Source organism: Corynebacterium nasorum, assembly GCF_022345765.1.
Classification (GTDB): Bacteria; Actinomycetota; Actinomycetes; order Mycobacteriales; family Mycobacteriaceae; genus Corynebacterium; species Corynebacterium kefirresidentii.
This window is the reverse complement of sequence record NZ_JAKRDR010000002.1, coordinates 148,439-171,813: the sequence shown is the minus strand read 5'-3', so window position 1 is coordinate 171,813 and position 23,375 is coordinate 148,439. Positions and strand designations below refer to the sequence as shown.

The 23,375-nt window shown below is 58.6% G+C and carries 19 protein-coding genes; 13 read left to right on the top strand and 6 right to left on the bottom strand.

All coding sequences use genetic code 11. The features are described from left to right. From MHK04_RS02730 to MHK04_RS02715, 4 genes are all read left to right on the top strand, one after another. Positions 1-1,482 (top strand): SulP family inorganic anion transporter, encoded by a 1,482-nt coding sequence (locus MHK04_RS02730; protein WP_239207770.1) that lies wholly within the window; start codon positions 1-3, stop codon positions 1,480-1,482. 285 nt (positions 1,483-1,767) lie between these two features. Beyond that, positions 1,768-2,268, top strand: coding sequence for a ferritin (locus MHK04_RS02725; protein WP_023020290.1), 501 nt, complete (start codon positions 1,768-1,770; stop codon positions 2,266-2,268). Positions 2,269-2,350: 82 nt separating this feature from the next. After that, positions 2,351-2,704, top strand: a complete 354-nt coding sequence (locus MHK04_RS02720) for a hypothetical protein (protein ID WP_239207771.1) — start codon at positions 2,351-2,353, stop codon at positions 2,702-2,704. Between the two features lie 13 nt (positions 2,705-2,717). Continuing rightward, entirely contained in the window at positions 2,718-3,314 is a 597-nt protein-coding gene (locus tag MHK04_RS02715; protein WP_239207772.1) for an HAD-IA family hydrolase, read from the top strand. Here the strand turns inward: MHK04_RS02715 and MHK04_RS02710 are convergent. Beyond that, positions 3,297-4,430, bottom strand: a complete 1,134-nt coding sequence (locus MHK04_RS02710) for an ROK family transcriptional regulator (RefSeq protein WP_239207773.1) — start codon at positions 4,428-4,430, stop codon at positions 3,297-3,299. The genes MHK04_RS02715 and MHK04_RS02710 overlap by 18 nt on opposite strands. A gap of 108 nt (positions 4,431-4,538) precedes the next feature. Between MHK04_RS02710 and MHK04_RS02705 the strand changes: the two genes are divergently transcribed. Both MHK04_RS02705 and MHK04_RS02700 read left to right on the top strand, forming a co-directional pair. Next, the gene (locus MHK04_RS02705; RefSeq protein ID WP_034656137.1) at positions 4,539-5,108 is read left to right on the top strand and encodes an LOG family protein; all 570 of its coding nucleotides are present in this window, start codon (positions 4,539-4,541) and stop codon (positions 5,106-5,108) included. Between the two features lie 69 nt (positions 5,109-5,177). Next, the gene (locus MHK04_RS02700) at positions 5,178-6,848 is read left to right on the top strand and encodes a DUF885 domain-containing protein (RefSeq protein WP_239207774.1); all 1,671 of its coding nucleotides are present in this window, start codon (positions 5,178-5,180) and stop codon (positions 6,846-6,848) included. Here the strand turns inward: MHK04_RS02700 and MHK04_RS02695 are convergent. Next, positions 6,845-7,936, bottom strand: a complete 1,092-nt coding sequence (locus MHK04_RS02695) for an AbrB family protein (RefSeq protein WP_239207868.1) — start codon at positions 7,934-7,936, stop codon at positions 6,845-6,847. The two genes, MHK04_RS02700 and MHK04_RS02695, sit on opposite strands and share 4 nt — an antisense overlap. 114 nt (positions 7,937-8,050) lie before the next feature. On the opposite strand from MHK04_RS02695, the gene MHK04_RS02690 reads away from it, so the two are divergent. Beyond that, a complete protein-coding gene (locus tag MHK04_RS02690; RefSeq protein ID WP_239207775.1) occupies positions 8,051-8,821 on the top strand; it encodes a TSUP family transporter in 771 nt (256 codons plus the stop codon). Here the strand turns inward: MHK04_RS02690 and MHK04_RS02685 are convergent, their stop codons facing one another. Together MHK04_RS02685 and MHK04_RS02680 are read right to left on the bottom strand one after the other, a co-directional pair. After that, a complete protein-coding gene (locus tag MHK04_RS02685) occupies positions 8,822-11,089 on the bottom strand; it encodes an ATP-dependent RNA helicase (protein ID WP_239207776.1) in 2,268 nt (755 codons plus the stop codon). Continuing rightward, positions 11,090-11,755 (bottom strand): sugar O-acetyltransferase, encoded by a 666-nt coding sequence (locus MHK04_RS02680; RefSeq protein ID WP_411350900.1) that lies wholly within the window; start codon positions 11,753-11,755, stop codon positions 11,090-11,092. A 546-nt stretch (positions 11,756-12,301) separates the two neighbouring features. Between MHK04_RS02680 and MHK04_RS02675 the strand changes: the two genes are divergently transcribed. From MHK04_RS02675 to MHK04_RS02655, 5 genes are all read left to right on the top strand, one after another. After that, positions 12,302-12,730: a hypothetical protein gene (locus MHK04_RS02675; protein WP_239207778.1), complete on the top strand. Its 429-nt coding sequence runs from the start codon at positions 12,302-12,304 to the stop codon at positions 12,728-12,730. Between the two features lie 334 nt (positions 12,731-13,064). Then, positions 13,065-13,658: a Type 1 glutamine amidotransferase-like domain-containing protein gene (locus tag MHK04_RS02670; protein ID WP_239207779.1), complete on the top strand. Its 594-nt coding sequence runs from the start codon at positions 13,065-13,067 to the stop codon at positions 13,656-13,658. Between the two features lie 1,565 nt (positions 13,659-15,223). Beyond that, positions 15,224-15,547 carry a hypothetical protein gene (locus MHK04_RS02665; RefSeq protein WP_239207780.1) on the top strand — a complete coding sequence of 108 codons (324 nt, stop codon included), beginning with the start codon at positions 15,224-15,226 and terminating at the stop codon, positions 15,545-15,547. 273 nt (positions 15,548-15,820) lie between these two features. Next, the gene (locus tag MHK04_RS02660; protein WP_239207781.1) at positions 15,821-16,510 is read left to right on the top strand and encodes an alpha-ketoglutarate-dependent dioxygenase AlkB; all 690 of its coding nucleotides are present in this window, start codon (positions 15,821-15,823) and stop codon (positions 16,508-16,510) included. A 38-nt stretch (positions 16,511-16,548) separates the two neighbouring features. Then, positions 16,549-17,094 carry an NADPH-dependent FMN reductase gene (locus MHK04_RS02655; RefSeq protein ID WP_239207782.1) on the top strand — a complete coding sequence of 182 codons (546 nt, stop codon included), beginning with the start codon at positions 16,549-16,551 and terminating at the stop codon, positions 17,092-17,094. A gap of 141 nt (positions 17,095-17,235) precedes the next feature. Here the strand turns inward: MHK04_RS02655 and MHK04_RS02650 are convergent, their stop codons facing one another. Further along, on the bottom strand, positions 17,236-18,813 hold the full coding sequence (locus MHK04_RS02650) for an aldehyde dehydrogenase family protein (protein WP_239207783.1): 1,578 nt from the start codon (positions 18,811-18,813) through the stop codon (positions 17,236-17,238). A gap of 45 nt (positions 18,814-18,858) precedes the next feature. Continuing rightward, on the bottom strand, positions 18,859-21,108 hold the full coding sequence (locus MHK04_RS02645) for a choline BCCT transporter BetT (protein WP_239207784.1): 2,250 nt from the start codon (positions 21,106-21,108) through the stop codon (positions 18,859-18,861). Between the two features lie 333 nt (positions 21,109-21,441). Between MHK04_RS02645 and betA the strand changes: the two genes are divergently transcribed. Beyond that, entirely contained in the window at positions 21,442-23,217 is a 1,776-nt protein-coding gene (gene betA / locus MHK04_RS02640; protein WP_239207785.1) for a choline dehydrogenase, read from the top strand. Positions 23,218-23,375 lie beyond the last annotated feature (158 nt).

The following is a 23,375-nucleotide window of genomic DNA, read 5'->3' as shown; positions in this document are numbered from 1 at the left end:
GTGATTAAAGAACAGCCTGCCCCAACCGGCGTCATCGCCAGTTTCCGTTATGCATTTTCCTCGCCCGCGCGGCTGCGCAAAGAGGTATTCGGCGGTCTGGCGGTGGCGCTTGCTTTGATCCCGGAGGTCTTAAGCTTTTCCATCCTTGCGGGCTTGGACCCGCGGGTGGGATTGTTTTCTTCCGTCGTCATGGCAATGTCCATTGCCTTTACCGGTGGCCGGCCGGCGATGATTTCCGCAGCGGCCGGCGCGGTGGCGCTCGTTGTCTCACCGCTCGCGCATGAACATGGGCATGACTACGTGGTCGCCGCGGTGCTCTTGGCGGGAATCATGCAGGTGGTGCTTGCCGCGGTGGGCGTCGCCAAGCTCATGCGCTTTATCCCGCGCTCGGTGATGACGGGGTTTGTCAATGCGCTGGGAATCATGATGTTTACTACGCAGCTGCCGCACCTTAGTGATGTGCCGTGGATGGTCTATGTGCTGGTGGCCATCGGCCTAGCCATCATGCTGGGGCTACCACGGCTGACCACGGTGATTCCCGCCCCGCTCGTTACCATTGTGGTGGTCAGCATCATTGCGGTCGCGGCCGGGTGGAAGGTCCCCGATGTGGCGGACCAAGGCGAGCTGCCTACCTCGCTGCCGGGGCTTTTCGTGCCGGATATTCCGTGGAACCTGGATACCGTGCAGCTGATTGCGCCCTATGCCTTTGGCATGGCGTTGGTGGGGCTCATGGAGTCGCTGCTGACGGCGAAGCTGGTGGATGATATTACGGATACCCACTCCGATAAAACGCGCGAGTCCTTTGGCCAGGGCGTGGGCAATATCCTCGCCGCGGCCATTGGCGGTATGGGCGTGTGCGCCATGATTGGCCAGACCATGATCGGCGTGAAGGCATCCCAGGCGCGCACGCGCTTGTCGACGTTCCTCGCGGGCGCCTTCCTCCTTATCCTTTGCCTTCTTCTGGGCGAGACCGTCGGCCGCATTCCGATGGCCGCCCTGGTGGCGGTGATGATCATCGTGGCCGCAACTACGGTGGATTGGCACTCGGTTCACCCGCGCACGCTTAAGCTCATGCCGCTATCAGAAACGCTGGTGATGCTGGTGACGGTCGTAGGCACGCTGGCCACGCATAACTTGGCGGTCGGTGTGGTGCTCGGCGTGGTGACAGCATCCATTGGCTTTGCCCGTCGCGTGGCGCACCTGGTGGAGGTAAAACAAGTAGGCGATGCCGAGTATGCGGTGCGGGGCCAGCTCTTTTTCGCCTCTTCCAATGACTTGGTCTATGCCTTTGACTACACGCTGGACACCCAGCGCGTGGTGGTAGATATGACGGAGGCCGAGGTATGGGATGCCTCTACGGTGGCGACGCTGGATGCGGTGCAGAAGAAATATGCCGAGCGGGGCATCGAAGTAGAGTTTCGCGGCCTGGAGGGAGCTAGTGCGCAGCGCCTTAATCGCCTTAGCGGCCACCTAGGTGACTAAAATCACATTTATGGACTAGGGTGCAGGGGCTTAAGTAGTAGGCGCCGAACTGACCTTGAGTTCACGTTGGCGTAAATGCAAAGGATCCGCGATGACCTCGCGTTCTTAGGGGAACTTTGCCTGCGTGTGGTGGCAAGCTTTGTCTTGGCTAACTTAGGTTATCCAATCTAAAAAAGCGTAATGACGTGCAAGTTTACTTAAGTAGGCCTTGCTGGATCGCAGGGGAATCTTCGGTAGTGTGGTGCTTAGCACTTATTGATTTCCCTGCACAGAAAGGTTTTTACAATGGACGAGAAACTACAAACCCTCCTGAACAACCAGGTCATTAGCGAGTACGGCGCTTCCATGGTCTATACCCAGTTGGCCTTCGAGATGGACAACCTCTCCTTCCCGGGTATGCGCGATTGGTTCATGGGTCAGGCAGCAGAAGAGCGCGTGCATGCTGAAAAGATTGCGGACCATTTGCTCTCCCGCGGTTATCGCGTAGAGCTCAATGACATTCCGGTTGGTTCGGTGAAGGCCGCTAACCCGCAGGATGCTTTCCAGGCTTCCTTGGAGCACGAGCAGAAGGTCTCTGAGGAAATCCGCACCATCGCTCGCGCGGCGCTGGACGCACAGGACCTGGAATCTCGCCAGCTCGTTGACTGGTTCCTGAGCGAGCAGGTGGAAGAAGAAGCTACCGTTTCTGAGATTCTGGATCAGATCAAGCTGGTAGGAAATGACGGCTCTGGCCTGCTACGCATCGATGAGCGCTTGGCTGGTCGTACCGAAGGCGGCGCTGCCTAAGCGCGCCTGGGTGAATAACAAACCCATCAAGATTTAGAGCAATCCTCCCACGGCACTGCAGTGCCGTGGGAGGATTGCTTCTATGTCAACACAACGCAAGGCTTTCTGTGCCATGACGCTTTTGATCCTGGCGCTTTTTCTCATCGTGGGAGCGGCGATTATGTCCACCCACGTGGCCTTGGGGGTATTCCTGACCACTGCGGCGCTCATGCTCGGTCCATTCGCCGGGCTCGCGCTGCTGGTGTACGGTGCCGCGGGCAAGCGCGGCTTGGTTACTCGCTCGCTGTATAGCCTTGGTGGCATGCTGCTCATCGGTGCGATCGGCGGCATTTTCGCCTTGTCTATGGAACAAGCCTCCGCGATGTTGCCCGTTTTTGTGGCCGGTGCCGGTGTGGGAATCGTAGCCGTGCTGACCCAGGCGCCGAAACGCGCATAAACTGGCTCTCGTTATGCCCAGACTCCTTTTTGATATGTATGGCGTGCTCATGCGCCCGGCCACCCCAGAAAGTCATGCAGCCTTGGAGCGCCTCCTCGCGCCATCCGATGCCGAGGCGATGTGGGAGGCCTACGGGTTTTATCGCCCGGACTATGATGTCGGCATCTTTAGTGATAGCCACTTTTGGAATGAGGTAGCGGCCCGCGCAGGGTTGGGGGAGATACCCGTCGCGGAGGCGGTAGCGTGTGAAAACCGCGGTTTGCTGGAGGCCGACCAGGGGATGGTCGCTTTGGTCAAGGGGCTTATCGGGGAAGGCTATAGTGTAGGCATTTTGTCCAATATTCCCACCACGCTGGCGGGGCAGGTGCGCGAGAAGCATACCTGGCTGGAGGACTGTGCGGCGGTGACCTTCAGCTGCGATATTGGGCTGGCAAAGCCGCACCCAGAGGCCTATCGCGTAGCCGTGGATGCGCTGTCCGCGCAGCCGAAAGATACCTATTTTTTTGATGACCGCATCGACTACGTGGAGGGTGCTAGCTACTGCGGACTCAATGCCCACCTCTTTCGCGGCATCGACTCGGTATGTGAGGTGCTAAGCACACTGGAGTGAGCGGCCTAGCTCCAGCGGTTGGCGCAGGAGCTGGTCGGTGGCCACGGTGCGGGCTACCGCGCGGACAATCTCCTTATGGCTGGGGATCATGCGCAGCTGCAACTCATCGCCTGCGGAGGCGCGGACGGTGGCGGCGAATTGCTTGGGGGCCTTCGGGTCGTCGGTAAACGCGCCGCCGGCGATGACCACGGTGGCCGGGGAGTGGGCTTTGACCAGTTCCGCGGTGATGGTGCCCAATTGGCGGGCGCGCTCGTCCAGAATGGTGCGGACGGTGGGATTGGATTCGGCGATTTGGGCGGCCTCGGTAAGCGAGGCAGCCTTCACTCCCTCCTGCCGTATTGCCTCGAGGATGTGCCGGGTGGCCAGCAGGCGCTCGGAAGCGCCGTGGCCAAGGAGCTCAGAGTGCGTTTGCGGTACGGGAATAATGGGGCTGACCTCGTCCTCGATGGAGAGTGCCGAGCCGATGGAATCATCCGCAAAGAGCACCAGAACTCGCTCGCTGGTGCCAATCTCGGCCGCTTGGGTTTCGGAACCCAAAATAGCGGGGATCGCGGAGGAGACTACTACGGGTACGCCGAACTGGAAGCGCAGGCGTTCGGCGATGTCCACGCCGTGCCAGTTGAGGTTTTCTGCGGTGACCAAGCCGTTGTCATCCACGGTGCCGGAGGTGGTCACGCCGAGGGAGACCAAGCGGTGGTTCAGGTTGGTCATCAGGCGATTGATGCCGGCCATGATGTGCTCGAGGAAGTCATCCTCGCTGAGGTTTGCTACCGGCGTGGCCAACTCTTCTTCGCTTAAGGTGCGGCCCTTGATGTCATAGAGGCCGATGTAGGTCTGCTTGGTGCCCACGGAGATGCCGCCGAGCGCCCAGTCATTATCGGCCGCCTCAAGCGGCACAGTTGGCCGACCGCGCCCACGGGACTGGGTGAGGTCGGTGCGTTCCTGGATGAGGCCCGCGTTGAGTAGGGAAGTGGTAGCGCGCGTGATGGTGGGCTGGGAAAGTCCGGTGGCTTCCACCAACTCGCTCCGGGTGATGATCGGGTTCAGGCGCACCAAATGGAGGCACTTTGCGGCCGGCGTGCGGGGCCGCGTGAACACTGGGCCAGATTTGATCATAAAAAGGAGTATAAGCATCCCAGACTGCTTTGTCTAACCTGATAAAAGTTTCATGTACCGAATAGTCTAAAGGTGGTGGTGGGGGCGCAGATATCTATGCTGGAGAGCATGCAGTCAGTAGCGGTTTATTGTGGTTCAGCAACAGGAAACTCCCCGGCCTATACTCAGGCGGCACAGGAATTGGGCACCGAACTGGCCCGACGCGGCCTGAACTTGGTGTATGGCGGCGGCAATATCGGCTTGATGCGCGAGGTGGCGCAAGCCTGCTTAGCCGCCGGCGGCACCGTCACCGGCGTGATGCCGCAGTCACTGGTGGATCTAGAGATTTCCCACCCCGGCCTGACCACCCTAGAGGTCGTGGGCTCCATGGCTGAGCGCAAGACCCGCATGGAGCAGCTTGCCGATGCCTATATTTGCCTCCCCGGCGGAGTCGGCACCCTTGAAGAACTTACTGAGGTACTCACCTTGCAGCAGCTGGGCCACATCCGCGGCCCGGTAGGCCTAGTTAATACCGCGGACTTTTGGCGCCCCTTCTACGCCATGTACGCCGCCATGGCTGAATCCGGTTTCATTCTGCCGCGCTTTGTAGACGCGCTGGTAATGAAAGAGAAACCGCAGGACATCCTGGATGAGTTCAGCCACTGGAGCTATCCCGGTACAAAGTGGGACAACGATTAGCTAACAAGTTCGCAACTTCATCCTCCCCGGGTGGCCTATAGCTGATACTTAGGGATAGACTTCCTCGTTATGAGTTCTGAGCAGACCGCTAAGCGCCAGCCCTCTCTACTGGACGCTTCGTGCGATAACTTCGTTCACGACCTAGCCGAGCTTTCCCCCACCGATGCCACCGCGTGGGGAATTGATGGCTTCGAGGGCGAATTGCAGGATTTCTCCCCGGAATACTTCACCGCCATCGCGGATCGCACCCGTGAGATGGTCGCAGACTTGGATGCCCTAGATGACACCACCGATGAATCCGATGATGAGGATGACTTTGATGAGGTGGACTACGTCACCGCGGCCGTCCTGCGTGATCGCCTTTGTCTCGATCTAGATCTGCACCACCACAGCGAGGATGTGCGCTGCCTGAATAATATCGCCTCACCGGTGCAGACCATCCGCGATACCCTGCTGCTAATGCCGCAGGATACGGAGGAGGACCGCGATGCCATTCGCTCCCGCCTATCCCAGGTGAAGAACTCTTTGGCCGGCTACCGCAGCTCCCTGGAAGAGGCGGCCTCCCATGGCATGGTGGCACCGCACCGCCAGATCTCTGAGGTTATTGTGCAGTGCGAGCGGCTTGCCGACGCCGATTCCATGCTCGAGTCCCTCGGCCTCGACGCCGACTCCGCCGAGGTGCAGCAGGCCAAGGAAGCCTTTGGCGAGTTCTCCGATTGGCTCTCCAATGACCTGCAGCCCCAGGCGCCTAACAAGGACGCAGTGGGCCGCGAGCGCTACGAGCGTTTTTCCAAGCTTTTTGTGGGCGATGCCGTCAACCTCGATGAGGCCTATGAATGGGGCCTTGATCAGGTGCGCACCCTGCGCGCGGAGCAGGAAAAGATAGCTCACGAGCTCTACGGTTCCGATTGCTCGGTACGCGCGGCGATGCGCAAGCTCAACCACGAGGAGCGCTATACCCTGCGCGGCACCGATGCCTTGGTGGAGTGGATGCAATCTACCGCCGATGGCGTCATTACAGAGCTCAACGGCAAAGAATTTGATATTCCGGAAGAAGTAGAAGAGATCGAGTGCTGCATCGATCCGGCCGGCACCGGCGGCATCTTCTATACCCCGCCGAGCGATGACTTCTCCCGCCCGGGCCGCATGTGGTGGTCCGTGCCAGAAGGCCAAGACACCTTCCATACCTGGCAGGAGCTGACCACCGTTCACCACGAGGGTGTGCCCGGCCACCACCTGCAGTTAGGCTCCGCGCTGGTGCAGGAGGATCTCAACCTGTGGCGCCGCGCGGTGACGTGGAACTCCGGCCACGGCGAGGGCTGGGCGCTCTACGCCGAGCAGCTCATGGCCGAGCTGGGCTACATGGATGATCCGGGCTTCCGCATGGGCATGTTGGATGCCCAGCGCCTGCGCGCTGCCCGCGTGGTCGTGGACATCGGATTGCACTTGGGCAAGCAGCTGCCGGATTGCTCGACCTCCGGCACATGGGACAAGGCGCACGTGAAGACCTTCATGCGTGAGAACACCGCTATGGATGATGCGAACCTCAATTTTGAGGTCAACCGCTACCTGGGCTGGCCCGGCCAAGCGCCGTCCTATGCCCTGGGCCAGCGCCTGTGGCAGGAAACCCGCGCCGAGGCTGAGAAGCAGGGCATGAGCGCGCGCGAGTTCCATTCCGAGGCCCTCGCCCTAGGCTCCGTGCCGATGTCCGTCCTGCGCGAGGCCGTCTTGGACAACTAGCGGCGCAGCAGCCGCTTCGCCAGCCGCAGCAGCTGTGGCAAGTAGCCCGCTACGACCAGCACCGCGATGAGCCGGGTGAGCTGGACTGCGATGACCGCGGGCCCGGCCCCGCCCTCCGCCGAGAGCGCGAGCACGGTCTCCAGCGCGCCGGGGCTCGTGGCCAGGTAGGCCTCGAAGTAGGTGATGTGCAGCCACATGGTCAGCGGCCAGGCGGTGGCCGCGCAGATGCCGATAATGACCACGATGAAAAGAACCGTGGCGGGCAATTGCTTGGCAAAGGCCTTGAGCGCGGGCAGCGAAAGCCCGCCGCCGCAGACCCAACCGATGGACAAAAACGCCATCACCTTAAAGGCATAGAGCGGCTCGAGCGTGTGGCCCTCCGGCAGGACAAAGGAGACCAGCACTGTCAGCAGCAAAGGGCCGAGCACCGCGGCGGCGGGGAGATGGAGGAACTTGCCTACCTTTTCTCCTATGCAGGCAATGGCAATCACTAGGGCAACTATCCACCAGGTAGTTTCGCCGTCGACCGAAAGATCCGCTCCTTCGCCGGCAGGCGTGTCCAATAAGGCGACCACGGCCGGTAGCGATACCGAGACTACTAAGAGGCGCAGGTATTGGGTGAGGGCGACGTAGCGGAAGTCGGCACCGAGTTCGTCGGCAAGCGCGGGCATCAGCGACGCACCGCCCGGCAGCATGGATAAAATGCCGGTTTCAGAGGAGACATCGTGTGGCTGCGCGCGGTGTAAGAGCTGGCCGCCGATAACTCCCACCATCAAGGTGACAAAGGAGATCGTCAGGGCGGCAGGCAGGAAGCCAAGCAATTGGCCCACCGGCACCACGGTCAGCGGAATGGCAGCCATCATGCCGATAAAACCACGCGACATGCTATAAAAACTGCGGTTTACGTGTAGATCTTCCCCAGTAAAGAGCGCGATGGCGCCGGAGGAGAGGATCGCTGCCAAGATCCAGGCCGCAGGTACGTGCCACATGCTAAACAGCCAGCCCAATACGACCGATGCCGGAACGACAAGGGCCCACCGAGCCACGGTATGGGCACTTAGCCCGGCGCCTTCCTGCTGTGCGGCCATGCGAGCCTCCTCGTTCTGCTGCGACAAAAGTATAATGCCTTCTTTTTACTCCACTATGGGGAGGCCGGTAGGCGGGTTATCACCTTACATCATTCAAGATTTATGATCGGGGGCATGGAAATCGATGTGGTGCAGTGGGTAATTCTCTTCTTTGGTACCGCGGCCGCGGGGTGGGTCGATGCGGTCATCGGCGGTGGCGGATTGATCCTGATCCCGATGCTGCTGGCGGTCCTGCCGGGCCTTGCTCCGGCCGCCGCTTTGGGCACTAGCAAGCTTGCTGCGGTGACTGGCACCGGATCCGCTGCTGTGACCCTTGCGCGCAAGGTGAAGCTGGACAAGGCAGAAATGTCGCGCTTCCTCCTCATCGCGCTAGTCTGCTCCGGGTTGGGGGCCAGCGTGGCCTCGAGCCTCGATAAGGACGTCATGCGCCCCATCATTATCGTGCTCATGGTGGCCGTGGGCATCTTTGTTGCCTTCAAACCAGATTTTGGCAGTAGCGATTCGGCCGGTACCCGTGGCGGTTGGCGGACCGTCGTGGTCCTGTTACTCTCCGGCATCATTTCTTTTTATGATGGCATCTTCGGTCCGGGTACCGGCATGTTTTTGATCATGGCCTTTACCTCTATTTTTGCGCAGAACTTCTTGACCTCTGCGGCCATGGCCAAGGTGGTCAATACCGCTACCAATTTCGGCGCGCTCATCGTGTTCATTTTTGGCGGGCACGTGTGGTGGACGCTCGGCATCGTGCTCGGCGTAGCCAATATCGCCGGCGCATTGCTGGGCGCTCGCACGGTGCTCGGTGGCGGTGCCAAGTTCATCCGCTACGCGCTACTTACCTTGGTCGTGGTCATGAGCTGCTACCTGGGCTGGCAGCAATGGGGATAGCTACATCCGGTTTTTAGTGCGCGCGGTAGCAACCGCGTTCCACGGGTCCTCCGGCCACGGGTGCTTGGGGTAGCGCCCGCGCATATCGGCGCGCACGCCGGCATAAGGGCCGGACCAGAAGCTGGCGAGATCATCGGTCACCGCGAGCGGGCGGCCGGCGGGGGAGAGCAGGTGGAATTGCACGCGGTGGCCGCAGTATTCGGGGGACTCAGCTAGGCCGAAGCATTCCTGCAGCTTGATGTGGACCACGGGGCGATCGCCGGACCAGTCGATTCGTGCGTCCCGGCCGGAGGGGACTGGGAGGCGCTCGGGGGCGAGAGCGTCCAGATGGGTGGCTTCCGGCCAGGGCAGGAGGCGTTGTAGCGCGGGGTACATGTCGAGCTTGGCGGCGGGGGTGCCCTCCGCAATGCGGTGGAGTTCCGGGCCGAGCCACTCGGCGGGATCCGCGGAATCGACATCGGGCCAGGGCTCGCCATAGTGGGCGTGCAGGTGGCGCAAACGGTCTTTTAAGCTTTGGGCTTTCTCGCTGAAGGTGAAAAGCCCCAAACCTTCCTCGCGGATGCCGGCGGCAAGGGCTTCCTCGGCCGCGGGGCCGGTGACCTTGATTGGGGTTTCAGAAAGGGTGATGGCGCCCGCGGCCTTGACCTTGACGCCGCGCACACGGCCATCGCGCAGGAAGGCGCGGGTTTCCTCGGTGACGCCGATGGCCGCCAGGGCTGCCGATTCCTCGATGCGCGCGGCCGAGCGGATGATGGCATTGCCCGCGTTGGACAGGGAGACCTCTGCGATGGCGAGCCACGGGGCACCGGCTAAGCCCGAGTTATCGAGCAGGCGCGCGCGGGTGCCGCTGGCCAGCAGGTAATCCTCGCCCATGCGCTTGGCCACCTGTTCGGGAAAGGCGGTGGCGACGACCTCCCCGGGATCGGCGGGGCCGAGATCCTCGACGAGGCGGGCGAGCCGCTTGACCTCTTTTTGAGGTGGGCGGTGACGGGTGAGATTGGGGGGTAAGGGGGCGTCGGCAAGCGAGGCAATGGTGGGTGCGGCTTGGCTGCCGTGGCGGAGCAAAGAAGCGCCAAGGCGCGGATCGGTGGGCAGGAGGGCGAGTTCCTGCGTGGCACCAATGCGCTGAAGCGTCGCCTGTGCGGCCGCAAGAGCCTGGGCCGGCGGCGGATCGAGCAACGGGAAGTCCGGGCCCGCGCCCCAACAGTCCAAAAACAACGCGGCCTGGGTCAGATCCGCGGACAGGATCTCCGGGGTGGTATGCGGGGAAAAGTGCTGGTAATCATCCTGCGAGTAGCAGCGAATTACGGTGCCGGGCGCCTCACGGCCGGCACGACCAGCGCGCTGATCGGCACTTGATTTTGAGGTAGACACCGTCACCAACCCGGACATGCCACGCTGCGCATCGCGCCGAGGAACGCGGGAGAGCCCAGCATCTATCACCACGCGCACGCCCGGCACGGTCAGCGAGGACTCCGCGATAGAGGTAGCCACGACGATGCGCTGTTCCTCGGTATATAGCGCGGCGTCTTGCTCCGCGGTGGTTTGCTTGCCATGCAGGGGGAAGACATTATGGCCTGCTAAGGCATCGCACACGAGGTTGACCTCGCGCACACCGGGCACAAAGACCAGCGTTGATTCCTGCTGGCGGGCTGCTTGCTTGGCGACGTCCCCGTAAAACTCCCTCGTTCCCGCCGCCCTGCCCGGCATGGGGGCGTACTGGATGTCGAGCGGATGGGTGACTGCCTCGGTCACGTGGACGGGCGCATCCATAAGCTGGGAAAAACGCTGCGCATCCACGGTTGCAGACATGGCGATGACGCGAAAATCCTCACGCAATTCGGCTAGCTCCAGGCACATGCCTAGCACCAAATCCGTATCGAGCTGACGCTCGTGGACCTCATCGATGGCAACGGTGGCCACGCCCTCGAGTTCCGGATCCTTCAGCAGGCGGCGCAGCAGCACGCCCGGCGTGACGAACTCGACCTCGCTGCCCTTGCTGGACTCGCCCCGGATGGCGAAGCCGACCTTGTCCGGCGTGCCGTTAAGTGTGCTCAAGCGCTGCGCGGCCGCGCGCACGGCCACACGTCGCGGGGCGGTGACGATGACCTTGCCACGTCCTGCCGCATGATTGGCCAGCGCCGGAGGCACGAGTGTGGTCTTACCCGTGCCGGGCGGGGCCTGGATGACGACGTTTCCGGTGCTAGGTAGCGAATCGATGGTCTCGGCTACGGGAAGTCCCGCGCCGATGCGAGCGAGATCAAACATTTAGTTGGCGGCTCCAAAACCCTCGACAGGGCCTTTGAGATCCTGGCGCTCCCAGGCTTCCTCATTGTCTTCCAGTTTGCGCACCACGCGGCCGGGTGATCCCAGGACCAGCGAATTATCCGGGATATCGGTGGTAATAAGCGTGCCCGCGCCTAAGACGCAGTTCTTTCCAATCGTGATGCCCGGCAGCACGGTGACATGAGCACCGAGCCACGTATTATCACCAATGGTGATGGGCTTGGCTATCTCCCAGCCGCCGGCGCGCATCTCATGATCGTTTACCGGATGCCCCACCGTAATCAGGGAGCAATTGGGACCCACCATGACACCATTGCCGAGCGTTACCTGGGCCTGAGCCAAGATCGTAGCGCCGAAGTTAATGAAGACGCGCTCGCCGCATACTAGGTTGCAGCCGTACTCCAAGTTGAACGGCACGTGCAGGCTCGGCACCGCTGATTCTTCCGGCAGTATCTCGCGCAGGATGCCTTTGGCACGCTCTTGGTCCGTATTCTGTAGTTCGTTGAGCTGCTTAAGCAAGCGGAAAGTGCGCTGGTGCTCTTCCTTCGCCTCCGGCATGCTCGGCAAGAACCACTCCCCACTGGTCATCCGCTCCCATGAGCCGTAGCGTTCCAAGTCCTGCCGCACCTGTTCGTTCATGGGTGTCATTGTAGAGGGTGAGTGATTCCCGCCGAGCATGCCAGAGGCCGAGGAGGACAAACATTAACCTTCCCAGAACTCCCGGGGAACTCATTCACTATTTCTGGTCAGAAACACGGACTCGGCTATACGCTCGCATTTTTAATTATGCGGTGGGATCATCGAATCAACGAGGTTGTTCTCAAAGAAACCGACAACGGTTTCATCCTCGACGAGGATTATGCCGGTAGCGTCTTCGATCGGCTTCGCCAAGGAGAGATCCAAAACTAGCGTTTCCAGAATTGTTGTCCCTGCGCCCAGCACTTAAAAGAAATCGCCCAAAGTAGAGGACACCATTACTAAACGATGGAGTACACTTCCCCGCTATAGTGGAGGTACCTTCTCGACCTCCTGCCAACAGCGATGGCGGGAAGATTGGAGGTAGTAAATTGCGCACTTCCATTCTCTCCACTGTGGTGGTAACTCTCCTCACTGTTTGTGCTTCCACAGCTGCGTTTGCAACTGAATATAGTCCTAAATCTGGAGCGTTCACTGTAGAGGGTGATCCGATTTAATATGTTGGGCGAAACTCTTCTTTTTACAACTTACTTCCTTGCTCGAGAGTCTGACCTTGAACAATTCCATAAACAGTATTTAAAAAGGGTGGATAAGGCTCGAGAGATCACAGAGATACTCTATGTAACTGACGAAATTACACATGGGGGAGACGAAGTAATTCGCGAAGTCATGATGCAAGATTTCCGTAGGGATATGCGAGACTTTGGCACTTACCCATTTGATGAATCTGAATGGGGTTTGTATAGCCTTTCATGTGTGGCTAAAGACGTTGACGAACCCGCCATGGAAGGGGCTGGTGTCTCTCGGCTATGGGCCGATTTGGCATTAGGTGAAGAGACAGTACCTAGGGAATTTACCAGTCATGTAAATGCCGTTAATTTGTCGAGCGATGGCAGAGGGTTCCCTCTGGGATCTATTTGTGCTTGATTGTGATCCAGAAATTCAACGGAATATCCATATGATAAATGCCGTCACCGCTTGATTAAGGCGTCAACGTGTAGTCCCGACGATTAGCCTAATCACTGGTGCACATATCCGGTGGCTTCATTTCTGGTACTAAATCGCTTCACGAAGCACCAATGGCCAAAGTTTTGACAGGCGAGTAGACGCATGTATCGCGCGTTTTAGGGACTTCTACGCCATATCATCCCCACCGTCGTTGTTTTCCCACGCACCTCCTCTCGCGTTGATTGTCGCAATAGTCATCGGCCGCAGCCAAGTATCCTCGATCTACAAAACGCTAAGCCGTAGGCTGAGTTGTATGAGGTTACTTCTTTTCTCTTACCTGCATCCTGATCTCGCCATGTATTTGACTGGAAGAATTCTCTATATAGATGACGCGGCGGTGGAAATGCGACAGGCTCCATTTGCCCAGGAAGAGTTAAAAGAGATTAGTGAAGTGGCGGATACGCTGGTGTCTCTTACTATTTCAGAGACACCGCTGAGTGTTTTTCGCCATGAGCTTGAGCAAGCTGATTGCGTTTATGTTGCGAGTGGTGAAACATTCCGCTTGCTTCACGCGCTGAAATCTACCGGGGCAGATCAGCTTCTTGCTGACGCCGTGCGTAATGGAAAGTTGTATGCGGGAAGCTCTGCTGGGGCGATTATTGCTGGACCTTCAATCGAGCCAGCAACGGTGATGGATGATCCTTCAACCGCTCCGGGACTCGCGAACTACACCGGTCTTAATCTCACTGAATATGTGGTGGTTCCTCACTCCCAAGGAACGACCGGTCCGTATTCCATAGACATTATTAGTCGGACTGTGCAAGAGTATGGGCGAGAGTGGAATCTTCTTTTGCTGAGAGACGGTCAAGCGCTTGTAGTTGATGAGCGAGGTTCAGTGCTAATCTAGGTTGCTACCTTTATATGAGGCTATCCCCTAGCCACTTGTACTATTACCAGCCTTTCTACTATTACCAGCCTTTCCAGAATGATAATAGGGTACACTCGCAACTTCTACCAGGTGACGAGCCATATATCCTGATATCGGTTTGGCCATATGGCAAGGCATGCGCTTTAGCATGTGTTTGATTGCGTATTACCAAGAGGTAAGAATCGTTCTGCCAGCGGATTACAGGCATTCTCCACTACGCGCCCTATCCAAGCGACTCCAGCGGTAGATGTTACCCAAGCATTTCTGCCGTCGGCAGATGCACCACTATGTTTTACTTGGACAATATGCAGAGACTTTTCGCGCTAAAGGGTAAACGGATGGCTCAGTACACGGGGATTTCTGGACCTTGGCTACGAAATTTTTCGGTCAAATGACCGAATTCAACTTCCCATATATGAAACTTACTCGGCAAGAATGTAGGCGCCTTTTCCTTCCGAGAAGCGACATAAGTTTGAGCTGCTTCGCGGGTAGTAAATGCGGCAAGTATATCTGGGCTTAGTTCCTGGTAACGACCGGAGGAATGTTGCGCGTATCCTTCCCTGAAAACGAGATACACGAGTTTCGGGAAACGACATTTATTTAGTTCCCCTCTCCAGCCTTGAAGGGGAACTCTTTCAGTCCAACAAGTTATATCTGAAGAATCAACATGCTTACCCATGGCGCGCTCCTGTTCTCGGGTTAAAGCTATTCCGACGAACTCTTCGTCATAGGTAGCTTCTGTACGTGCGAAGAGTACGAAGATCTTAGCCCGACTACTGCCATATGAGATTTTGTTTTTTAGGCTTTGCATGCCTCTCTAAACGGTTTGGTATTAACAGTCGCAGTGTAGGTCTTACTGTCGTCTACGATAGTTCCCGTAGTTGTACCAATAAAGTTTGTATCCACTAAACCTTTGCACTGAAACTCAACATTTTTCTGTTCGAGTTTAGATTGTCCGCGATTATAAGAACGTGTAGGAACACCCGACTTTAACTGTGCGTCTTTCCATATCGCCAGTTCCGGTACTTAAGTTTACGCTCGTGTTTGATGGAGGGTAGTAGATGACTGCACTTTGTCACGGGCTTAAATCCGATGATGCCTGCATCGCCGTCGCCGGTCTTAGTTCGTACATGAACTTCTGAGGGTTCGAGTGCGCACGGTCCATAATCTGGAGTTGCAGCGTACGGTTGAGCAGTGGGAGCACTGTTATCGCCCTGTGGATCCTCAACTCGTGTGTAAACCACCACTCTTATCGGATTGTTCTGCTGAGACGGGATCCGTAGATGCCTCCGCCTCTGAAGGAGTCAACGCAATTGCTAATACCAAGAGGGGCCATTTCGAGGTTCTGATGGACCGCTTTCTCCTTAAACTCGGCGGAATACTTCCTAGGCATAGCAGTATCCAATCCTTCATTAGTTGAGGTAGGAACTAAACCCAGGCCACTTCAAGCTGAAAGGCACAGTCCCTTACAAAGCCTTAGCCAATGGTTGCGAAGGGGATGATGGATAAACCGCGACAAGAGTTATCAAATTAACAGTATGTTTATGAATATGGAAACAAATCCTGAAAAGATAGTTGATAATCTCTTGAAAGACATGAGAGAAGTTGATGACTGGATTTGCATAGCCGATGCAACTGCAGCCAATGAAAAAGATGCATTCGATGCTACTTACGAAGACGTCGTAACTATTCTTGAGGCCGTCAAAGAATCTCCTTCAGTGACTATCGGGAAAGTCGCAGGTCGTTTTATAGATCTCCCCGATAACTGGAGTCCCTCCGATGTAGCGAAGACCATCTTTTCGTCAGCAGATACCATAGTAGCGATGATGGATTTCTGGTTGCGCGCTACAGAAGATGTCTGTAGCTAGAAACATTGCTCTTGTACGAGACTGGAACTTATCTGTTGTTGTCGTTGGGAAAGCGAGCCAGCACGGTGTCGAGACTGTTGTGTTCCTAGGGGCCGTGTGGGGTGGTGGTCTGGGGCACTTCAATAAGCCTTCTAGGAACCAGATAAACCAGCCGGTGAAATTCCGCGTGAGGCGCCTAAGACTTGGGCCTATTGGTCTTGAACAGATTCTGATCCTTGGCGAAGATAATAGGTCATGATCGGATTGTTTGAACGCGGGGATTAGGGTGAGGTCATGCTTTTTGATTCGCTGCCGCGACCGAGCGTGCGTGTGGCTTCGGGGGTGGGGCATGTGCCGGGATGGGTGGGCGTCGATAAGCAGAGGGCCTTGGTAGATGAGATGCGTGGCATTGCGCGTGAGTATGCGAATACGCCGATGGCGATGGTACGGCCGCGGTTGAAATCCGGCGGGCAAATGAGCGTTTTTCAGCTGCATTTGGGCAGGTATTGGCATTATCCCAGCTATCGGTATGTGGACAATATGGACGGCACGCGGGTTCCGCCGGTGCCGGGGAGCCTGCGGCGGATCGCTCCGGGAGCGCTGCGCGCCGCGGCTGAGGTAGCACCTGAGCTAGAGCCGTGGGTGGATACGTTTGTGCCGGAGATGGCATTGGTGAATTACTATCCGCCGGGCTCGGCCATGGGCATGCACGTGGATGATTCGGAGGAGTCACCCGCCCCGGTGATTTCGCTATCCATTGGGGATGAGGCGCTTTTCCGCATGGGCCATACCGAATCGCGCACGCGGCCGTGGGATGATATCATGCTGTGTTCTGGGGATTTGGTGGTCTTTGGTGGGCCAAAGCGCTTTGCCTACCACGGCGTGGTGCGCGTTAATGATGGAACGTTGCCGGAGGGGTGCGGGCTGAGTGAAGGACGTATCAACATCACTATCAGACAAGTATCTGCACGGGCGGTAAGCTAGGGATGTTACATAAAGCTTGAAGGAAAGAAGGTTCTCTTATGTCTCGTATCGGCATCATCATCGGCACTACCCGCGATAACTCGGCCGGCAAGGTAGTAGGTGAGTGGATTTATGATCTTGCCCAGGGGCGCCAGGATGGGGTGGAGTACACCCTGCTGGACCTCAAGGAGTTTGATGTTCCACTGCTGACCACTGACGTCATTCCTGCCACCGCCAATAAGCAGTATGCGGATGAAAAGGTGCAGGCGTGGTCTGATGCAGTGGATGCCTGCGATGGTTTCGTATTTGTTACCCCGGAGTACAACCGCTCCGTGCCGGGTCCATTCAAGAATGCCTTCGACTGCTTGGCTGGGGAGTGGACCGGTAAGCCGGTTGCGTTCACCGGTTACGGTCCAGCGGGCGCAATCCGCGGCGTGGAAGCATGGCGCACCATCGTGGTCAACTTCTCCATGCCGCAGCTGCGCAATCAGCTCGATTTCGGCTTCTTTACTGACTGGACCGACGGCGACTTCCGCCCCGTGGATGCCAAGGTAGAACGCACCAATTCCTTGTTGGCCGAGCTGGAAGATGCCGTTTCCGCATAATCAGTTCGCACAGCGGCCACGTTCTGGCCCTGCAGTAGGTGAAGGAGACCGATAACGTGGCCGTGCGTCGGCCTCATACAGAAATTCAGCCCCCGCGCTCTTTCCGAGCAGCGGGGGCTGAATGCTCTGTGGCCGGCTTAGTTACTGCAGGCCAAACTGATCCCAAGCGGCAGGGGAGAGGTTCTGGTACACGTGCTTGTGCTCCTGGTACTCGGCCAAGCCGGTGGGGCCAAGCTCGCGGCCATTGCCGGACTGCTTGAAGCCGCCCCACTCTGCCTGCGGCAGGTATGGGTGGAAGTCGTTGATCCAGATGGTGCCATGGCGCAGGGCGCGGGCTACGCGCTCGGCGCGGCCGGCGTCGGAAGTGTAGACGGCGCCTGCCAGACCGTATTCGGTGTCATTCGCGATGGCGATGGCCTCCTCCTCGGTGGTGAAGGTCTCGATGGTCACGGTAGGGCCGAAGGCCTCGTCATGGACACAGTCCATCTCGCGGGTAGCTCCATCAATGATGGTCGGCAGGTAGTACACACCAGCGCCCAAGTCGGTGGTGCCGGTGCCGTGCTGGCCATTGGTGTCCTCGCTGGTGGCGGCGCGGCCGCCGGTGAGGATCTTGGCGCCCTGCTCGCGAGCCTTGTCCACGTAGGCGGCAACCTTCTCGCGGTGCTCGGCGGAGATGAGCGGGCCGGTCTCGGCCTTGTCATCGGTCGGGCCGCCGATCTTGATCTTATTGGCGCGCTCTACCAAGGCGTCGACGAACTTATCGTGCAGGGACTCTTCTACGACGATGCGGGAGCCTGCGGAGCAGACCTGGCCGGAGTGGAAGAAGGCGCCATTGAGGGCGTTGTCCACGGCGACATCGAAATCAGCATCGGCGAAGATGACGTTCGGGTTCTTGCCACCGAGCTCGAGTGCGGTGCGCTTGACGGTCTCCGCGGCATTCTTGGCGATGATCTTGCCGGTGACCAGGCCACCGGTGAAGGAGACCATGTCCACGTCCGGGTGCTGGGAGAGCGGGTTGCCGCAGTTAGCGCCCGCACCGGTGATGAGGTTGCCCACGCCGTCCGGCAGACCACACTCCTTGAGGGCGGCCATGAGCAGCATCGCGGTGTGCGGGGTGAGCTCTGCCTGCTTGAGGACGAAGGTATTGCCGGCGGCCAGGGCCGGACCGACCTTCCAGGAGACCTGCAGCAGTGGGTAGTTCCACGGGGTAATCAGGCCGCAGACGCCGACGGGCTCGGCGTCGATGCGGGAGCGCAGGTTGGGATCCTGCGGGTCGACTACGCGACCGGCTTGGTGCTGGGCCAGGGTGCCGAAGTACTCGAAGGCGTTGGCGATGTCATCCATATCGCCCAGAGATTCCTCGTAGCGCTTGCCGGTATCGGCGGACTCGGCCTGCGCGAAAAGCTCCTTGTGCTCACGGATGAAATCGGCCACGCGGATAACCAGCTTGCCGCGCTCGGCGGACGGGGTATTGGCCCATTCGCCGTTATCGAAGGTTTCACGGGCAACCTTGATGGCGCGTTCGGTGTCCTCGTCGGATGCCTCGGAGACTAGACCGACGGTGGAACCATCGGCCGGGCAGATGATGGTGCGGGTTTCGCCGCTCTGGGCGGCTTCCCACTTACCGTTGATGAACAGGGACTTCGGGGCGCCATCGGCATGCACGCCCTTCAGCAGCTCGGTCTGGGTGGGGTCGAACAAAGTGTTCTGGGTGCTCAAGTGAAAAGCAACCTTTCTCTCATAGAGGTAGTTGTAGTGGCCAGCTTAGCTATCTTCGCGCCAGGTGCGCTCGGGCTCGGCGCCATCGGAGACATCGGAGTCTCCCGGCTGGGTCTGCTGCATGTAGAGGAAGGCCAAGTGGCGCTCATAAAGATCCAGCACGTTATTGATGATCTGGTTCTCGGAATAGCCGTAGACGTCATAGCCCAGCGAACCGGTCATATCGTAGACCTCGAGGCGGTAGTACTCGTCGCCCTCGCCCGCGCTGAAATCGGGGCGCTCGGCCGCGACCGGGAAGAGCTGGTAGCGGAACATGCGCTCATTGTGCAGCTTTACTTCTAGGTCGAGCTGGGGCAATTCGACGTCGGGAAGCTCGCTGGTGAGCAAGATGGCGTCGTAGCCGCGGGTACGCATGTGGGTAGCAACCTGCTCCAAGGCGTAGGTGGCTGTATCGCGCAGGTAAGTATCCATCTCCTTCTTGGAAGGGAAGGTATTGGCGCGGTCGAGGCGGTTCTTCCACAGGTTGGAATCCGAAGGATCGCGCTCAGTGCGGGAGGAAATCACGCCGTGCATAGCGGTAGTGCGGGCCTCGCGCTGCACGTTTTCAAGGCGCAGTGACTTCCACAGGGAGAACATAATGAGGTAGACCACGAAGGCGAAGGGCAGGCCCATTACGACGGTGGCGGACTGCACGGTGGCGATGCCATCGATCTGTAGCAGTGCCAGGGTCAGCGCGCCTACGGTCACGGACCAGAAGATGCGCAGCCAGCGTGCGCCATCCTGGCGGTTATCGGTGATGCGAGAGGTGAAGTTGGACATCACCAGCGCGCCGGAGTCGGCCGAGGTGATATAGAGCAGTAGGCCAATAAAGGTGGTCAAGAAGATGACGATGCCAGAGCCTGGGAACTCGTGCAGCATGTCGTAGAAGCCTTGTTCTGGCACGTTAATAGCGTTCTCGGCGAATTCGGGGTAATCACCGGAGCGGACCATGTCCAAGGCAGTGTTACCAAAGAAGGACATCCACATCAGGATGAATAGGAACGGGAAGGTCAGGGTGCCGAAGATGAACTGGCGCAGGGTGCGGCCGCGGGAGATGCGGGCCAGGAAGAGGCCGACGAAGGTCGCCCAGGCGATCCACCATGCCCAGAAGAAGAGGGTCCAGGACTGCATCCAGGTATCTACGTTGGCTTGGTCTTCGGCAAAGGCGAAGGTCTCCATGGTCCAAGATGGGAACTTTGCGACGTAGTCACCGATATTGGTCACGATGGCATCGAAGAGGTAGGCGGTCTTGCCAAAGACCACGACGTAGACCATCAGTGCGATGGCCAAATAGACGTTGAGCTCGGAGAGGAAGCGAATGCCCTTATCGACGCCGGATACAGCCGACAGCGTGGCAATGGCCACCGCAATAATGATGAGGGCGGACTGCAGGCCAAGGCCCTGCTCGATGCCGAAGATGAGGTGGAAGCCATAGGACAGCTGCACCACGCCGATGCCCAGGGAAGCGGTCACACCGAAGACGGTGCCCAGCATGGCGGCGATGTCCACTGCGGAGCCGATAGGGCCGTGCACGCGCTTGCCGATGAGCGGGTAGAGCGCGGAGCGGATAGCCAGCGGCATGTTCAGGCGGTAGGCAAAGTAACCAAAGGCCATGCCCATAAGTGCATAAAGCGCCCAGCCGGTGAGGCCATAGTGGAACATGGCATAGACCACGGCTTCCTTGGCGGCCTCCATGGTTTCGCCGTCACCGACCGGTGGCTGCATGTACATGGTGACCGGCTCGGCCACGGCGAAGAACATGAGGTCCACGCCGATGCCGGCGGCAAAGAGCATAGACGCCCAGGAGAAGGTATTGAATTTCGGCCGCGAGTGGTCCGGTCCGAGGCGGATATTGCCGGCATTGGAAAAGGCAATATAGAGCACGAAGACCACGGCGATGGTGGCGGTGAGAACGTAGAACCAGCCAAGGTTGTGGCCGATCCAGCCGGTCACACTGGCGAGGGTTTCTGCCGCGGAATCGCGGCCGAGCCCGGCATAGAGCGCCATGGCAATAATGAGGACGCCAGAGATGATAAATACCGGCCAGTTTGTCTTGGGAGCAGGGACCTGATCCGCGCCTACGGCATCGCCGGTTTCGGCCTTGTAGCTGCCGACGAGGGCGCGGACTTGGTAGCGCGGGCTGCGCTTCTTGGGCTCTCCAGAGGGGATTGCGAGAGAGGTGTTTTTACCCCCTTCTTGGGGGTCTTTATGTGAAGTGAGAGACTCCTCAGGATTGTGAGGATCAAAGTTAGCCATCTACTTCTCCTATTGCTGGTTGTTTTGGGCCGAATCTTTCGCACGAGTGCCCCAAAATGCTCACAAGATCGCAGGGAGAGATAGGTGAGTGAAATGAATCATATTCGGGCGAACTATGCGCAAAGACTGCGGATTTCATCTCCAGAGAAATCCATCCGGACAAGGTAAATATACATTAAGATGGGCAAACTTCTAGCGGGATGTGTACTCTGGAGGCAGTGCCCGCACATAAGGCGATGTGAATAATTACAGACTTTTGTATAAATTACAATATTTTCACTTCCGGTGGGGCAATCTTGACGTGTGAAATATTTCACAGAAAGAAGGGGATTTATGGGTTTTATGGACAAGCTGACCAAGAAGCGTTCCGCTAAAAAGGTCACCGATGAAGTAAGCGACGTAGTCGTCGTTGGCGGTGGCTCCGCAGGCTCCGTCATCGCCGCACGCCTGACCGAAGACAAGAACACCCGCGTGCTGGTCCTTGAGGCTGGCCGCCCAGATTCCCTGTGGGATCTGTTCATTCACATGCCATCCGGCTTCTCTTTCCCAATCGGCGCAAAGAACTATGACTGGATGTATGAGTCCGATCCAGAGCCAGAGATGAACGGCCGCCGTGTCTACCATGCTCGCGGCAAGGTCCTTGGCGGATCTTCCTCCATCAACGGCATGATCTACCAGCGCGGTAACCCGATGGACTATGAGAAGTGGGGCCAGAACCCGGGCATGGAGAACTGGGACTTCGCCCACTGCCTGCCGTACTTCAACCGCATGGAAACCGCCGCTGCGGCTGAGCCGAATGACCCGCGTCGTGGCCACGATGGCCCGCTATACCTCTCCCGCGGTCCGGCTACCTCCGAGCTCTTCCAGGCCCTGTTCAAGTCTGTGCAGGAAGCCGGCTACAACCTGACCAATGATGTCAATGGTTACCGCCAGGAAGGCTTCGCTCCGTTCGATCGCAATATTAAGAACGGCAAGCGTTGGTCCGCTGCCCGCGCCTACCTGTACCCCAACATGGATCGCGAGAACCTCGAGATCCGCACCCGCGCTTTCACCACCAAGATCCTCTTCGAGGGCCAGAAGGCCGTCGGCGTCGAGTACGAGTGGCAGGGCGGCGTTCACCGCGTCTACGCCGAGAAGATCGTGCTGTCCGCCGGTGCCATTAACACCCCGCAGCTGCTGGAAATCTCCGGCATTGGTGACCGCGAGATTCTGGAGAAGCACGGCATCGACGTCGTCAAGCACCTGCCAGGTGTGGGCGAAAACCTGCAGGACCACCTCGAGGTCTACATCCAGTATGAGACCACCAAGTCCACCGCTTCTTCCCAGCCTTACCTGGATAAGTGGCGCTGGCCGTTCATGGGTCTGCAGTGGCTGCTGACCCACAAGGGCCCAGTTGCTACCTCTCACTTTGAAGGCGGCGGCTTCGTGCGCTCCAATGAGAATGAGGACTACCCGAACCTCATGTTCCACTTCCTGCCGATGGCCGTGCGTTATGACGGCCAGAAGGCGGACGTCAAGCACGGCTTCCAGTGGCACGTCGGCCCGATGTTCTCCGATACCAAGGGCCACGTTCACATCAAGAGCGCCGATATCCACGACAAGCCGTCCATCCTCTTCAACTACCTGAAGACCGACCAGGACCGCCGCGAGTGGGTTGAGGCCGTACGCGTTGCCCGCTCCCTGCTGGATACCAAGGCCATGGAAGAGGTAGGCGCCCGCGAGTTCAGCCCGGGCCCGGATGTCCAGACCGACGAGGAGATCTTGGAGTGGGTCCGCAACGATGGCGAGACCGCGCTGCACCCATCCTGCACCGCCAAGATGGGCGCGGAGTCCGATCCTATGGCCGTGGTTAACCCGGACACCATGGGCGTGTGGGGCGTCGAAGGCCTCTACATTGCGGATGCCTCCGTCTTCCCATCCGTGACCAACGGCAATATCTACTCCCCAACCATGATGGTGGGCGAGAAGGCCGCCGACCTCATCGCCGGCCGCACCCCGCTGGAGCCAAACTACGCCGAGTGGTACAAGGCCAAGCAGGATATGCCGCTCTACGCTGAGGGCGAAGCAGTCCGCGATCACAAGCACTCCATCCAGGGCGCTGACCACTAAGCAGCCTGCCGCCGGATTGCTCTAGCGCCGCGTTTCCCATTCTTGGGGCGCGGCGCTTTTGCTTGCCGACGTCCCCTTGTTCCCACCGTCTCCCTAACGTCTAGGTAAGAGCCATGGTTTAATACCCTGGCAAGCGATTGCCCCAGTGAATCGAAGCG

What these genes read in the sequence shown, in the direction of transcription:
- MHK04_RS02725 (WP_023020290.1), top strand. Translation starts at nt 1,768, where the DNA reads ATGGACGAGAAACTACAAACCCTCCTGAACAACCAGGTCATTAGCGAG.
- MHK04_RS02720 (WP_239207771.1), top strand. Translation starts at nt 2,351, where the DNA reads ATGTCAACACAACGCAAGGCTTTCTGTGCCATGACGCTTTTGATCCTG.
- MHK04_RS02715 (WP_239207772.1), top strand. Translation starts at nt 2,718, where the DNA reads ATGCCCAGACTCCTTTTTGATATGTATGGCGTGCTCATGCGCCCGGCC.
- MHK04_RS02710 (WP_239207773.1), bottom strand. Translation starts at nt 4,430, where the DNA reads ATGATCAAATCTGGCCCAGTGTTCACGCGGCCCCGCACGCCGGCCGCA.
- MHK04_RS02705 (WP_034656137.1), top strand. Translation starts at nt 4,539, where the DNA reads ATGCAGTCAGTAGCGGTTTATTGTGGTTCAGCAACAGGAAACTCCCCG.
- MHK04_RS02700 (WP_239207774.1), top strand. Translation starts at nt 5,178, where the DNA reads ATGAGTTCTGAGCAGACCGCTAAGCGCCAGCCCTCTCTACTGGACGCT.
- MHK04_RS02695 (WP_239207868.1), bottom strand. Translation starts at nt 7,936, where the DNA reads ATGGCCGCACAGCAGGAAGGCGCCGGGCTAAGTGCCCATACCGTGGCT.
- MHK04_RS02690 (WP_239207775.1), top strand. Translation starts at nt 8,051, where the DNA reads ATGGAAATCGATGTGGTGCAGTGGGTAATTCTCTTCTTTGGTACCGCG.
- MHK04_RS02685 (WP_239207776.1), bottom strand. Translation starts at nt 11,089, where the DNA reads ATGTTTGATCTCGCTCGCATCGGCGCGGGACTTCCCGTAGCCGAGACC.
- MHK04_RS02680 (WP_411350900.1), bottom strand. Translation starts at nt 11,755, where the DNA reads ATGACACCCATGAACGAACAGGTGCGGCAGGACTTGGAACGCTACGGC.
- MHK04_RS02675 (WP_239207778.1), top strand. Translation starts at nt 12,302, where the DNA reads ATGTTGGGCGAAACTCTTCTTTTTACAACTTACTTCCTTGCTCGAGAG.
- MHK04_RS02670 (WP_239207779.1), top strand. Translation starts at nt 13,065, where the DNA reads ATGAGGTTACTTCTTTTCTCTTACCTGCATCCTGATCTCGCCATGTAT.
- MHK04_RS02665 (WP_239207780.1), top strand. Translation starts at nt 15,224, where the DNA reads ATGAATATGGAAACAAATCCTGAAAAGATAGTTGATAATCTCTTGAAA.
- MHK04_RS02660 (WP_239207781.1), top strand. Translation starts at nt 15,821, where the DNA reads ATGCTTTTTGATTCGCTGCCGCGACCGAGCGTGCGTGTGGCTTCGGGG.
- MHK04_RS02655 (WP_239207782.1), top strand. Translation starts at nt 16,549, where the DNA reads ATGTCTCGTATCGGCATCATCATCGGCACTACCCGCGATAACTCGGCC.
- MHK04_RS02645 (WP_239207784.1), bottom strand. Translation starts at nt 21,108, where the DNA reads ATGGCTAACTTTGATCCTCACAATCCTGAGGAGTCTCTCACTTCACAT.
- betA (WP_239207785.1), top strand. Translation starts at nt 21,442, where the DNA reads ATGGGTTTTATGGACAAGCTGACCAAGAAGCGTTCCGCTAAAAAGGTC.